Origin of the sequence: Bartonella sp. AP11XZML, from assembly GCF_042196445.1 — a bacterium.
Lineage (GTDB): Bacteria > Pseudomonadota > Alphaproteobacteria > Rhizobiales > Rhizobiaceae > Bartonella.
The window spans coordinates 1-14560 of the sequence record NZ_JBHIQF010000013.1 but is presented as its reverse complement, the minus strand read 5'-3'; the positions used below and the strand labels follow the sequence as shown (position 1 = coordinate 14560).

Sequence of the window (14560 nt, the reverse complement as noted above, 5' to 3'; positions counted from 1 at the left end):
GCGACAGAATTTTCAATTTGACTGTACATTGTACACTTAACTCATTGATAAATAACAATTTCAATATGTACACTGTACAGTATGTGAAACGTTTTCTTAGCAAAAAGTAATTTTTATTACTGGACAATTCTAGTAATAGGTATTTTCAAATCAGGTGCCTCAAAAACACCTTAAAACAACTAGCGGATTAGTTGCCGTGTTTCTTAGCGACCAGCACTCTTTTAGAATGTCATTAAGGAACGTCTAACATCTAAGAATTCTTTATGAATACCATTATTAAAATTACTGAATTATGTGGCAAAAGGCATGACAATATTATGCGTGACATCAAGAAAACGCTTGAAGAACTTAACGCCCTCAAATTTGAGGAGGTTGATTTTGGTGGGCACTACCTTGATAACATAAGGTGAAAGCCGCCCTTGTTATAACCCGCCAAAGCGTGAATGCTTAATTCTTGTTTCTAGTTACAGCACTGCCTTACGAGCAAAGATAATTAACCGTTGGAAAGAGTTGGAAAGACAAGTAGCTATTCCATAAATTGATTACTCCAAACCCGAAGTATTACTTGGCGCCTTAAATCATCTACAAAATCAAATTGAGCAGAAAGACCATGTTATTTCAGAATTAGCACCAAAAGCAAAAGCTTTAGAAGGCTTAAAACGCTCTGATGGTTTGTTTGGTTTGTTTGGTTTGTTTGAAACCGTGAAGATGTTGGAGATAAGACCAAAGGATTTAATAGATTACTTGCGTAAAAATGATTGGGTGTATCGACGTGCTCCAAGTGGTCCATTGTTACCTTAATCAGGATAAAATCAACAAAGGATTCATGGACTGTTCTGCCATCACCATTCAAAAACCGGATGGAACAGAAAAGGTGCTGCCTTCAACAAAAATCACACCTAAAGGATTGGCGGCATGTTTGAGAGAACAAATCCACGAAGGTGTGCAATGAAGGTAGGTTCTAACTTCTTATGCGATTTATGGATGGCATTATCTCAATTTTCTAGACATGAAAATATGAGTGATAAGATTGTACTGCTCATGGTTGACACCATGAGTTTAGTAGAAAAAACTTTGTTTTTAAAACTTCAAGATGAAGTGCCAATCCTTCTTTCGATATCTTTCTCATCTGACGCTCCATAAAAAAAGCCCCACAAAAGTGGGGCTGGATAAAATGATGTTCTAATCAATCTTGCGTTAATTATAATAAAGTGGCTCGCTACATCCACGGGCGCCTATTTTTTCATCTTCTACATAATGAGAATGCGCAAAATTCCGTACAAGATGATCATTGTTAGAGCCACCAGTCCAATCGCCTCCTCCCAACATAACATTTATGTCTACACGCAAACTGCTTCCTTGCTCCCCTGTATGCCATTTCGTCACTGGATAACAACCAGACAAATATTGCCAAACATAACCGCAACCATCCTCACAACCGATATGCGAAATCATCCGTCTATTGTTTGTATCAACGTGTCCTCCAGACGTCTTAGGAGAAGGCGCTTGATTGCCGACAATACTGGTTGCTTGATTACTTCCATACATGCATGGCGAAAACTCATCACTCGTCAAAAATCTCTTATTAACAGACCAAAAATCAAAGGCATGATTCGCATAGCTACGATTGGTTGTAATCGGAACACCATAGGCAGACTTTGCATTTACACCTGTCCCTGATTGAAGATAAATATCAACCCAAATATTATGCCACGGATTGTAAACCATCCCTTCTGGACTACTACGTGGGCGGTGATTTAAACACCAAACAGAATTGGGCAAAACATCCCCCGCTTGATACCCCGATAAGAGATGACCTTCAATCTCACCAACATCCGCACATAGCGTATGAAATCCACCGATCTTTTCAGAATTATCCTCTGTATAGCCATCAGGAGCCGTTGGATTTTGCGAAATTTCAAAGGATAGCGCATTCGTCTGATCTTTTAAGATGAGATATATATAATAATCCTTTCCTGCTTCAAGATCTTCGTCAAAAGTCATCCTTCCACGCCCTGGAATGCGGTAAAAGAGGTACCTACCCCCATTCTCTTCACCATGATAAAAGCGAAAACATGCCCCGTCATTGATCACAAGACCTTTTCTATTTTTCGGATCGGCTTCCAGAATTCTGTCAGGTTGATGAAAACGCACATTCTCTAAAAATTTAGTGGAAAGAGAACCTACCTTACCTTGAAGTTCAGAAAGACTGTCACTGTTCCTCTGTGCCTTCTCTTGAACTTCTGTCAATGCACTCTTCGCTTCTTCCGCTAACACTTTTGCCTCAGAGGCGGCTGTATTCGCAGAATTTGTCGTTGCTGTCACCGTGTCTAATGAACTCTTGACCTCTCCAAGCCCTTGCTTCGTCGTATCAGCTTCTTCTTTTGCTTGCTCCGCAACACTCTTCGCTTCTTCCGCTGTTGTCTTCGCAGTCTCAGCTACTTCCTTGGCTTCTACAATCAAAGGTTCTACCTTATCTGCCTTAACCTGCGCTGCTTCACAAATGATCAGATCAAATTCTGATAAACCGTATTTCTCTTGGGCATCCGCAATCACTTGGATTGATTGGTAAGTAGCAAACACCACAGTCATTGCATTTACTAATACTTTATTTGCTTTTTTTCAAAGCTTTTAAGCATCAGTTGATAGCTGATAGAGCGAGATCTGAGACATCGAGTTCGGCAGCAGCTTCTTTGTTTTACGACGCTTGCCAACTTATGTATTAGAATACACCACAAAGGAATGAAACAGTACTTCTGTATAGCGTGTCCATTCTCTTATCGTTTGTGACATCAAAGCCAGAGAAGGCACGAGAAACAAAACACGCTCTCCAGTTCCGGCTATTTGTTGTGCTATCTTAAAGCTGGTAAAAATCTTCTCCGTTCCAAATGCCATAATAACTTTGCCACGGTCTGCTTCTTTTTAACCATCACAGACTTTCTCATACTTTTTGATTTGTTGAAAAGTTATCCCTAATTGGTGCCTAATTGCTTTTACGACATTCCCAGCATTTTTCTTTGAAAGCGATTTTTTGCCTATAGAAATGTCGTTAAAATGTGGCTTTTTGCTTTTCACTTTCAAATCCCCCGCCGGTTGCGAGCACCCTCGCATTAGTATTCCGAGAGCCTGAAAGTATTGAATACGAACCAGATTTTTACTTTTAGTGCTCATAGCACCTAGACATAGAAAAATATCCCATAATTCCGAGACACCCACAGAGTGGGCTCATTTATGATCGAACTTTAGGGCTTTCAGACCCTACTAATCGCTGCGTAGACGAGCAAAATCACTCTTTAAGTAATAAAGTAATTTCAGGAGATTAGCAATCAAAATGAAAATAATCTCAAAAACTATAAGATTGAGCACTCTTCAAAAGAGGATAATGCGAAGGGCTGTCATCGTGGTTAGTCATTAACCCACATAATGCTTCTTTTCCAGAAAACGCAAAACGCGATATAAGAAAAAATGTTGTTTGCAAAGTTTTCTCTTGCCTATACAAAGAGAAAATGAAAAATTTGGAGGGCTCCCATGATAAATGACATCTACTGTGTTGGATACAATTATGTTGAACATGTTCATGAACTAGGTAATGTTGTTGAAGATGAACCTGTTATCTTTAGCAAGCCCAAAAGTTCACTCGTTTTAGGCAATGAAATTTATCTCCCTGATTTTTCCAAAGAAATACATTTTGAAACCGAAATTGTGCTCAAAATCTCAAAGGACGCTTTCATGATCATGGAGGAAGAAGCAGAAGAATGCTATGATGCCGTAGCAATCGGTCTTGATCTCACAGCGCGGGATTTGCAAACAAAACTGAAAGAAAAAAAGCTTCCTTGGCTTTTATCGAAAGGATTTAAAGGCGCCGCATACGTCTCTGACTTCATAAACAAGGAAAAAATAAACAACCCAATAACCTTTGCAATGAAGTTAAATGGCGAAACAAGACAAGTTGGCAATACGAAAAATATGATCTTTAACTTTGAGAAGATAATCTCATTTTTAAGTCACTACATTCAGCTAAGACGTGGTGATCTCATATACACAGGCACTCCACAGGGTGTCGGAAAACTTTCTCAGTTTGACAGAATAGAATTGTATCTCGAAAATCAATTAATTTCAGAGCTAAAAGTAAAATGAATCATCAAATACTGACCTTTTTCATTGTTTCATTTTTTTTAGTCATCTCACCGGGGCCGAATATGGCCCTTATCATCGATAATGCAACGAGATTGGGAAGAAAGAACGCATTTGTAAACGTTTTAGGATTGTGTACAGCAACATATGTGCATGGGGCATTTTCCACACCTAGGTGTATCAGCGCTCATTCTCAACAACAAAACGCTGTTTTTTTTAGTAAAACTCATGGGTGGCAGCTATTTATTATACATGGGCTTTAAATCAATTAAATCTGGAATACACAGCTTAAATTCAAAAGAAAGAAGTTCAACGAATGAAAAGCATGCTACGAGTGAAACAAAGCTTTTAACCAGCTATATGGACGGTTTTCTGACACAAATACTAAACCCCAAAGTATCTATATTTTACATAGCAGCTTTTCCAAAATTCTTAGCTTCTGGAGATAGCATTAAAAAAGGTTTTGAACTTGTCACAATACATTCTTTCAACATCTTTGCATGGTTTACTTTAATGACCATTTTTATATCATTTGCCAGTACCGCCTTAAAAAAGCAGCGGGTAAAAGGCTCGATTAACATTGCGACAGGAACAGTTTTATCTCTGTTTTCTTTTTTCATTTTCTTTGGATAGTTTTATCTTTTGATAACAAATTGTAAAGTTAATAGAGCAATCTTTTCCTGATTCTGTCTCTCACTATGAATAGCTCAATCTCTAACAGAGCTTATACAATCCCCAGTTCTTTTTTTCTTTATATAACTGAATTACGTTGCATTTCTTTATCATACTCTCAAGGACGTTTGTGTAAACAATGTGAGTTTCTCGTAACATTTTATAAAATGTTACCAATATCTAAACAAAATCCTTATTCATCACTTTAAAAAAAATAAGCTATGATATTCCTCTTTTCGTTTATGAAACAAAAGTAACTTTTTGATTTATGATAGCACCATACAAACAAAAAAATGATTTTAAAAATCATTTTAATTTTCCATTAAAAATTGTTTCTTAAACTAAGATGAGAACTCTCGAGTGCTATTTGAGCAAAAAGTAAAACTCTCACCATTATGAATAATAATAAATAATGCACTGATTACAAATAATAAGTTTCAAAAAATTATAAAAACTCCTGACAACTTTCTGAAATAATTTTAAAAGCCCCACGTCTTTTAATGAACAATTTATTTTTTTAATGAACAATTTATTTGTTATTCATAACAATAAAAAGCTCCCTATTCAAATATCTGTTACGTTATTTAAGAGGACAACATTCTCTTTTTTCAAAAGCATATTCTTTTCTTTATCCACACAAAATCATAAAAAACGTTTTTTTCCTTTACACCTCATTTATATCATGCTTCGATACAAAATAATGCTTTTTTAGTGTAATTTAATCTCAAAATAATTAAAGGGAACCCCCAAAAAATGAGCTACAAACAAAATTTAAAAGATAATTCTCAGAATAAGTTGCAGCGTGGACTACACAACCGACATGTACAACTTATAGCCATTGGTGGTGCTATTGGAACAGGTCTCTTCATGGGGGCAGGAAAAACAATTAGTGTAGCAGGTCCTTCCATCATACTCGTTTATGCTATTATCGGTTTTGCTCTATACTTTGTCATGCGTGCTATGGGAGAATTGTTGCTTTCTAATTCACAATACCGATCTCTTATCGATTTTTCAACCGATATGCTAGGACCGGGAATCGCTTTCTTTGTTGGCTGGAGCTATTGGTTGAGCTGGGTTGTAACTGGAGCTGCTGACATTATTGCCATCATCACTTATATGAACTTTTGGTGGCCAACACTCAATCCATGGTTTACCGTTTTTACCTGCATTAGTGTCTTTTTAATCTTTAACCTCTTTGCCGTGAAACTATTCGGTGAACTTGAATTCTGGTTTGGTCTTATCAAAGTCGTCGCAATTTTAGCATTAATTGTTGTGGGATTTTATATGATCGTTACGGGCTTTACCTCTCCCAATGGTACGGTTGCTTCTCTCAATCACGTATGGAACGATGGCAATATCTTTCCGCGAGGAATGACAGGTTTTTTTGCTGGATTTCAAATTGCCATTTTTTCTTTTGTTGGTATAGAAATTGCTGGAACAACCGCTGCTGAAGTAAAAGAACCTAAAAAAGTTCTCCCCAAAGCAATTAATGCAATACCGGTCCGTATTGTACTCTTTTACATTTTTTCTCTCGCTGTAATTATGTCTGTCACACCTTGGGATCAAATTGTTCCAGATAAAAGCCCCTTTGTCTCGATGTTTTGGCTTGCAGGCATTCCGATAGCTGCTGGCTTGGTAAACTTTGTCGTTATCACCTCAGCTGCCTCTTCAGCAAATAGTGGTATTTTTTCTACCAGCCGTATGATATATGGACTTGCAACACAAAAAGGTGCCCCTCCAATTTTAGGTAAACTTTCCAGATACCATGTTCCAGCCAATGCTCTATTCTTTTCCTGTTTATGTATTTTAATAGGGTATACAATTGCCTCACTCTCTCCAAGCCTCATAAGTGCTTTTACAATTGTGACAAGCATTTCAGCTATTGCATTTTTATTCGTATGGTCTGTAATTTTGATTAGCTATATTGTGTATCGTCGCAATCGCCCTCATCTACACGCTGAATCCATTTATAAAATGCCAGGAGGTGTTATCATGTGTGGGATAATTTTAGTTTTCTTTGTTTTCATGCTCTATTTGTTGACATTAGAAGCTGATACTCTACTAGCCTTAAAATATAGTATATTCTGGTTTGTTTTCTTAGGTATAATGTATTTTATGTTTGTAAAGAAAAAAATAACTCAAGGTAACAAATAAAGTCTATACATAAAAACATCTCAAAAAAGGGTAATTTTAGTTACCCTTTTCTACTTAACCTCCTCCCCAAACATCAAAAAACGACGATTCCTACCGGCACCGGTTTGTAAACAATCCGGCTTATTAAGGGGGAATGCTGCTGATCATTTATATGGTTCACCTACATAAGGCTCTATGGGCTAGCCCTGCCCTGAACACTCACCACCCATTCTAAAAATACTTAATGCGTAAAATGTTATATGCTTTATATCAGTACTCTACACAACAGTATTTTACTGCACAATAGGATAAGAAACGAGCTATTCTGTAAAAAATTCTCTATAAACTTCACTGACATTGTTTACTAATAAAACATGAGATTTATCTAAAACTTTCCCCCCAAAAAATTTATATTCAATTTTTTATCACAATTAAAAATATAGCTCTAAACAGAATATATCTTAATAGCTATCTGCAATAAAAAAAGATTCTATGAAAATATTTTTCTATTTGTAATAAATTTTAAATATTAATACTTAAATGTAAATTTTAAATATATTTTTTAATATTTTAAATAATAATTTAACCATTTAAAATTATTTTATTTATATACAAAGTTTTATATTTAATAAATTTACAATTTTATTTATATTTTTATATATATAACAATATCTATAAATAAATAATTTTAAATATAAAGATATTTATATAAAATTACTACAAACAAATATACATAAATATAAATTATTATTTATATACAACTAATAATAATATATAATATAAATTATATTATATATTATATATATAACTTATGTATAAAACATAAAAAATCAAAAAAAATATAATACAATTTATCTTTTGTTTCTTATATATAAAATAATTATTCCATTAATTAATAATGTTTTTGCTTTATTCACATATAGTCATAGAAAAAAATTCCTTTACTCCTTAACCATAGCGTGTTCCTATAGAAGGAATTACCTTTTTTAGGGTAATTTTTATTTAAAAATAACTAAGGAGAACTCCCCAAAAATGAACAAACAAAATTTAGAAAAAAAAACTAAGAAGAAATTGCAACGTGGACTACATAACCGACACATACAACTTATAGCCCTTGGTGGAGCGATTGGAACAGGTCTCTTCATGGGATCAGGAAAAACAATCAGTGTAGCAGGCCCCTCAATTCTACTCGTTTATGCAATTATTGGTTGTGCTCTATACTTTGTCATGCGTGCTATGGGAGAGTTATTGCTTTCTAATACACAATACCGATCTTTTATTGACTTCTCAACCGATCTTCTAGGGCCATGTGCCGGATTCTTTATCGGCTGGACATATTGGTTGTGTTGGATTGTCACTGGAACTGCTGAAATTATTGCTATTGTCACTTATACACATTTTTGGTGGCCTGAACTCAATCCGTGGATTCCTGTTATAATTGGTCTTATGTCCTTTTTAATTCTTAACCTCGTCGCCGTAAAACTATTTGGCGAACTTGAGTTTTGGTTTGGTTTTATCAAAATCGTAGCAATTCTAGTCCTAATCGTTGTAGGATTTTATATGATCTTTACCGGTTTTGTCTCTCCAAACGGTACGGTTGCTTCTCTTAGCCATATATGGAACGGTGGGAATATTTTTCCGCGAGGAATTACAGGCTTTTTTGCTGGATTTCAAATTGTTATTTTTGCTTTTGTTGGCATTGAACTCGCTGGAACAGCTGCTGCTGAAGTAAAAGAGCCTCAAAAAGCTTTACCACAGGCTGTTAATTCAATACCAATCCGCATTGTATTCTTTTATATATTCTCTCTTCTTGTGATTATGTCTGTGACGCCGTGGGATCAAATCAGTCCAGAAAAAAGCCCATTTGTAACAATGTATGCACTTATTGGTATCCCAACTGCTGCAGGTTTGATGAACTTTGTTGTCCTCACAGCTGCCGCATCTTCAGCAAATAGTGGAATTTTTTCTACCAGCCGTATGATATATGGGCTAGCAACACAAAAAGGTGCTCCTAAATTTTTAGGAAAACTTTCTCGTAACCACGTTCCAGCCAACGCATTATTCTTTTCATGTATATGCATCTTATTTGGTTATGCCGTTGTATCGTTATCTCAAACACTCATAGCTGCTTTTACAATTGTTACGACAATTGCCGCAACTTTGTTTATATTTGTATGGTCTATCATTTTGATCAGCTATATCGTCTATCGCCGCAATCGTCCTCTCCAGCATACTGTCTCTCCTTATAAAATGCCAGGAGGTGTTGTTATGTGTTGGGCGCTTCTTGTTTTCTTTGCATTCATTATCTATTTATTGTCATTAGAAGCTGACACTGCCATAGCTTTAAAATACACTCCAGCATGGTTCATATTTTTAGGAATTGTATACTTTCTTTTTGGGAAAAAGAATTATGCAAAAAATTAAAAAATAAAGCTTATATTACAAAAAACATATAAACAAAAAACATATAAAAAGGGTAACTAAAGTTACCCTTTTTATATTTATCTATAAAATTATAAAAGCTATTGACAAAATATCTCTGTAGAATCTTCAATTACGCTCTTTATCAACCAAAGCATTCGATTTTATCCAAGGCATCATAGAACGAAGTTTTTTACCCACTTCTTCAATAGGATGATTATCATTTAAACGCCGCATACTTTTAAAATGAGCAGCACCAGCTTTATATTCTTGAATCCAATTCGATGTAAATTTACCCGTTTGAATATCTTTCAATATACGTTTCATTTCTGCTCTGGTTTCATCCGTAATCACACGTGGACCAGACATATATTCACCCCATTCAGCTGTATTAGAAATCGAATAATTCATATTTGCAATGCCCCCTTCATACATGAGATCAACAATCAGTTTAACCTCATGCAAACACTCAAAATAAGCCATTTCCGGCGCATAACCTGCTTGTGTTAATGTTTCATAACCTGCTCGAATCAATTCAACAAGACCACCACAAAGAACCGCTTGTTCACCAAAAAGATCAGTTTCGCACTCTTCTTTAAATGTTGTTTCAATCACCCCAGCACGTCCACCACCAAGTCCACATGCATAAGATAATGCTACATTATGTGCATGCCCTGAAGCATCTTGCGCCACCGCTATTAAGCAAGGAACACCACAACCCCGTTGGTATTCATGACGAACTGTATGCCCTGGACCTTTAGGAGCAATCATCACAATATCAACGTTTTTTTTAGGTTCAATCAAGCCAAAATGAATGCTCAAACCATGCGCAAAAGCAATCGCTGCCCCATCGTGTAAATGATCATGAATATGTTCCTTATAAATATCAGCTTGCAATTCATCTGGTGTTGCCATCATGATGAGATCTGCCCATTTTGCTGCTTCAGCAACACTCACCACTTCAAAACCATCAGCCATGGCTTTTTTTACTGTTTCCGACCCTGAACGCAAAGCTATTTGCACATTTTTAACACCAGAATCTTTCAAGTTTAAAGCGTGCGCACGCCCTTGAGAACCATAACCAACAATGGCTACTTTTTTCCCTTTAATGAGATTAACATCCGCATCACGATCATAATAAACACGCATAAAAAATTCCTTCTTTCTCTATTTAAACTGGATTTCAGATTATTTTTATTCAATAAGAAACATTATCTACAGTGCATCACACACTTATAAAGACAAAAAACACAGCTTATAAGAACACAGCAATTGAATAATTTTAAAGTTTACATATTGCATAGAAAAAACTGTAGTCCCCAAACATTCCTAAAACATATACGGATCCCCAAATAAACTTCAACTGCTATTCTACAAAAACAATAATTACACAAAATAAGATTTCTAAAGAAAATTTAGCTAATATTCTACTCTTTTATCGTGCAACAAAACGCTATATTCTAAAAATTAAGATACAACATACAATCTTTAACATGAACCAAATCAATACGGATAGCAAGAAAAATTACAAAATAACAAGTATTGTTTTAATACAACCTTCAAAAGCATATACAACAATATCTTTAGAATAATAGAGAGGATGTTTTTACTTTTTACGTTCTTTTAATATCCACGCCTCTCACACGAAGAAGCCCCCATACGGCTATTATGTTATCCATTTATGGCGCCTTATAAAAAAATTTTAATATGCTCAAGCCCTTTTCAAGAATTCCCTATAATAGTGTAAGATTTATTGCACATCACTCTCTTTACTTCATAAAGCTACAAGTCGATATCATCATTCTATTTAACAGCTCCTATTGCATTAAGCTTATTCATAAGGAGATCTTACGTTATACTATTTACAGATAACCCAAAAATGAGCTCAAATATCAAGAAAATTTGTGTATTGATCCATTAAAATCCTACGCACTCCTTTATAAGGGAAATACTTTCAAAACCCTACTTCTTCTCCATTCAAAGAAATTATAATAAGAAGATTTTAAAACTTCCTCATAATGGATAGTACAAATAAAAAACATCGCATGCACTCAAAAACAAAAGATAGAAAGCAACCAATAAATAGAGGAACAATAGAATATTTATAATGCACGATAATAGTGCTATTTATCTCAAACATATATAAAATTGTTTTTTAAGATAAATTGGCAAACCTCTATAAAAATTTCTTTTCCAATTTTTATAGAGAGAAAAAGATTACGATAATAACCGGATAAAACGCTGAACAGTCTCATGTATTCCATACTCTAATGCATCAGCAATGAGCCCATGGCCAATAGAAACTTCATCAAGCCAAGGAATATTTTTGACAAGAGCAGAAAGATTCATAAGTGTCAGATCATGCCCTGCGTTTATACCTAACTGCAATTCTTTTGCTCTTCTTGCTGCTAAAACAAGTTTATTGAGCTCTTGATCTTGTTTTGTTTTATCCTGAAATGCACCACCGTAAGGTCCCGTGTAAAATTCCACACGATCAGCGCCCATTGCTTTAGCAATATCAAGACCATCGACAGTAGGATTAGCAAAAAGGGATACACGAATCTTTCTGTTTTTTAAATTCTGAATAATAGGTGCTAAAAATTCTGCATCATGAGCAAAATTCCAACCATGATCAGACGTTGACTGATCTGGATCATCAGGAACAAGGGTAATCTGATCCGCATAGTTTTCAGCGATATCTAAAAATTGATCACTGGGATAACCTTCAATATTAAACTCAGCAGTAGGAAAAGTGTTCTTTATTAAACAGTATATATCTGGCAAATCCGAAAAACGAATATGCCTTTCATCAGGGCGCGGATGAACCGTCAAACCTGCTGCTCCAGCAGCAAGCGCTATATGCCCAATATTCGTTATACTTGGCCACGGAAGATTACGTCGATTACGCAAAACAGCAACAGCATTAAGATTAACCGAAAGTTTTACCGCCATGCCCATTTCCATTTTTTATAGTGTGTAACAAGATAGAAAAAAGGCATTTTCCATCTGAAACTGAGATGATACACATATTTTCTCTATCGAACAATCGTTAAACGCTCCGCTGCGCGGGTAATTCCCGTATAAAGCCAGCGCGCATACATATCACGAAATGCAAAACTTTCATCAAACAAAACGACATTATTCCATTGAGAACCTTGCGCCTTATGAACCGTTAATGCATACCCATAATCAAAATCATCATATCGCTTTTTTAATTGCCATGAAATTTCTTGATCAGGGTTTTCAAACGCTGCTTTTAAAAGTTTAATCTTTGCTACCCCACGCTCACTTTCTTCTGGTTTCACAAGAAGATTAATACTTGGTTTAACGGTCTCCTTCTGTGAAGTCATCACCTTCCATAAAGAGCCATTCAACAAACCTTTAATCGGATCATTTCGCAAACACACCAGCTTATCTCCCGCTTGTGGATAATCTGCTGTAAATCCCTTTAACACACGCAAACGCTGATTATAAAGGTGGCGTGTACGATTAACCCCTACCAAGACCTGATCAGCATCCAAAACCAATTGTTGATTGACCTCTTTACGTGTCACAACGCGCGCTTCTCCATAGTCACCATAAGCAATATCGCGTCCTTCACGTACATCCATAGCAAGACGTATAATCGGATTATCTCGCGCTTGCCGATGAATTTCTGAAAGAAGAAAATCTGGTTCCCCATTAGAAAAAAAGCCTCCACCTGATATAGGAGGCAATTGACCTGGATCACCAAGAACAAGAATTGGCGTTCGAAAACTCATTAAATCACGGGCCAATTTTTCATCTACCATCGAGCACTCATCAACAATAATGAGTTTAGCTTGTGCAGCAGCACTTCTTCGATTTAACGTAAATGTTGGAGCAATAGATTTTTTTCCTGTTATTTCATCGGAAACTTCCTCTTCTCCACGCGGACAATAAATCAGCGAATGAATCGTACAAGCATTGCTTGCACCTTTAGAACGCAAAACCTGCGCCGCCTTCCCTGTAAAAGCAGCAAATTGAACAGAACCATCAACTGTCTCTGCAAAATAGCGTGCAAGCGTCGTCTTACCCGTCCCCGCATAGCCAAAAAGGCGAAAAAGAGGAAAACGCCCTTCCTTCAACCACGCGGCAACAGCCTTCAATGCATTATCCTGTTCCGGCGAAAACTGCATAGCTTACCAACATAAGATTTGCATAAAAAGAGCAGTATTTTGAAAAAAACCGACTATCAAGAAAAACCTTTTTATTAAGAATTGCTGACACACGCCCATCTAACAACTTTCGTAGCACAATTATCAATTATTTACCCATTGTTTTTTCAAGATATTGTAACAATCTAAATTTTATCTATACATCGATCTTCTTGGTAACACCTTATGCGTATCAAATAAAACATCATTTTTTACAACAGTAACACCAACAATGAAAGATGCATATCTTAAATTTAAAATAACAGCTATATACGCTTTTTCTAACCAAAATTTAGAATGAGAAAAAGAGTATTGCAATTGCAAAACCCTCACTAGAAAAAATGTCCTTAACAGGATAAAAATAATGTAATTTTTGAACGCTATTTTACACAATCAATCAGCTTTCTTGCACATAAAAATAAAGTACATCCACTATTACGAAATAATAATTAAATATATCAAAAACCTTTTAGCAGAAATAAAAATAGCTCTCAACAAAACGACTTAATCCTATGATGATACACCTATAAAGTTCCTATCTCCCTCTCATCATGATTTTAATAAATTTACTCTTCATGCTACAAATAATTGATATCTCAACGAATAAAGAGAGACATCACACTTATATGAAGCACGCTTTATCTCGCACAAATATGTAGCTTTTTCTGTTTCAACAATAAAATATGGTTCGTAAGTATGGCCTTCTTGGTAGTCTATTATAGAAAACTGGGACATGGCTTCAGTCCAGCGTAGCACTTCAGGTTCGTCCTCTAGAATATGAGAAAAGCGCAATTCTCCATCTATTGAGTTAAACTTTTTCTTTTTGTCGCAATGTTTTAAAGTTTATAAAAACTAACTGATTAATGCTATTCTTATTGCTAGAAATAACAAGACCTCTTTTTATCTATATAGATAATTGATTTTATATATCTTTTTAAAAGTACGGGACGCGTAAATAAAAGTTAGGGAATAGGATTTTTCAACCTATCTCTATAGGACGCCTCTTTTTTTGCAAACTTTCTCAA

General features: G+C 35.5%; 10 protein-coding genes and 2 pseudogenes. 6 read left to right on the top strand and 6 right to left on the bottom strand.

Features of this window, described 5'->3' with window-relative positions; translation table 11 throughout:
* Positions 1-263 precede the first annotated feature (263 nt).
* Both ACFIMG_RS00780 and ACFIMG_RS00775 read left to right on the top strand, forming a co-directional pair.
* Positions 264-952: pseudogene (locus tag ACFIMG_RS00780) on the top strand (phage antirepressor KilAC domain-containing protein).
* On the top strand, positions 949-1143 hold the full coding sequence (locus ACFIMG_RS00775; RefSeq protein WP_375678922.1) for a hypothetical protein: 195 nt from the start codon (positions 949-951) through the stop codon (positions 1141-1143). Before ACFIMG_RS00780 ends, ACFIMG_RS00775 begins: the two are co-directional and overlap by 4 nt.
* A gap of 54 nt (positions 1144-1197) precedes the next feature.
* Here ACFIMG_RS00775 and ACFIMG_RS00770 read toward each other — a convergent pair whose 3' ends face one another.
* The 3 genes and pseudogenes from ACFIMG_RS00770 to ACFIMG_RS00760 form a co-directional block, all read right to left on the bottom strand.
* The gene (locus ACFIMG_RS00770; RefSeq protein ID WP_375678905.1) at positions 1198-2592 is read right to left on the bottom strand and encodes a hypothetical protein; all 1395 of its coding nucleotides are present in this window, start codon (positions 2590-2592) and stop codon (positions 1198-1200) included.
* A gap of 123 nt (positions 2593-2715) precedes the next feature.
* Positions 2716-2907, bottom strand: a pseudogene (locus tag ACFIMG_RS00765) (DEAD/DEAH box helicase family protein); the annotation flags it as partial.
* A 15-nt stretch (positions 2908-2922) separates the two neighbouring features.
* Positions 2923-3075 carry a hypothetical protein gene (locus tag ACFIMG_RS00760; protein ID WP_375678904.1) on the bottom strand — a complete coding sequence of 51 codons (153 nt, stop codon included), beginning with the start codon at positions 3073-3075 and terminating at the stop codon, positions 2923-2925.
* Between the two features lie 453 nt (positions 3076-3528).
* On the opposite strand from ACFIMG_RS00760, the gene ACFIMG_RS00755 reads away from it, so the two are divergent.
* The 4 genes from ACFIMG_RS00755 (at position 3529) to ACFIMG_RS00740 (ending at position 9363) form a co-directional block, all read left to right on the top strand.
* A complete protein-coding gene (locus tag ACFIMG_RS00755; protein ID WP_375678903.1) occupies positions 3529-4137 on the top strand; it encodes a fumarylacetoacetate hydrolase family protein in 609 nt (202 codons plus the stop codon).
* Positions 4138-4287: 150 nt separating this feature from the next.
* Positions 4288-4767, top strand: coding sequence for a LysE family translocator (locus ACFIMG_RS00750; protein ID WP_375678902.1), 480 nt, complete (start codon positions 4288-4290; stop codon positions 4765-4767).
* Between the two features lie 792 nt (positions 4768-5559).
* Complete coding sequence (locus ACFIMG_RS00745) at positions 5560-6960, top strand: amino acid permease (RefSeq protein WP_375612030.1); 1401 nt, start codon at positions 5560-5562, stop codon at positions 6958-6960.
* Between the two features lie 1011 nt (positions 6961-7971).
* Positions 7972-9363 (top strand): amino acid permease, encoded by a 1392-nt coding sequence (locus ACFIMG_RS00740; RefSeq protein WP_375678901.1) that lies wholly within the window; start codon positions 7972-7974, stop codon positions 9361-9363.
* Between the two features lie 126 nt (positions 9364-9489).
* Here the strand turns inward: ACFIMG_RS00740 and ilvC are convergent, their stop codons facing one another.
* The 3 genes from ilvC to ACFIMG_RS00725 form a co-directional block, all read right to left on the bottom strand.
* Positions 9490-10509, bottom strand: coding sequence for a ketol-acid reductoisomerase (gene ilvC, locus ACFIMG_RS00735; protein ID WP_375612028.1), 1020 nt, complete (start codon positions 10507-10509; stop codon positions 9490-9492).
* A 1068-nt stretch (positions 10510-11577) separates the two neighbouring features.
* Positions 11578-12312 (bottom strand): pyridoxine 5'-phosphate synthase, encoded by a 735-nt coding sequence (locus ACFIMG_RS00730; RefSeq protein WP_375678900.1) that lies wholly within the window; start codon positions 12310-12312, stop codon positions 11578-11580.
* 83 nt (positions 12313-12395) lie between these two features.
* Positions 12396-13517: an ATP-dependent RecD-like DNA helicase gene (locus tag ACFIMG_RS00725; protein WP_375629922.1), complete on the bottom strand. Its 1122-nt coding sequence runs from the start codon at positions 13515-13517 to the stop codon at positions 12396-12398.
* Between the last annotated feature and the right edge of the window lie 1043 nt (positions 13518-14560).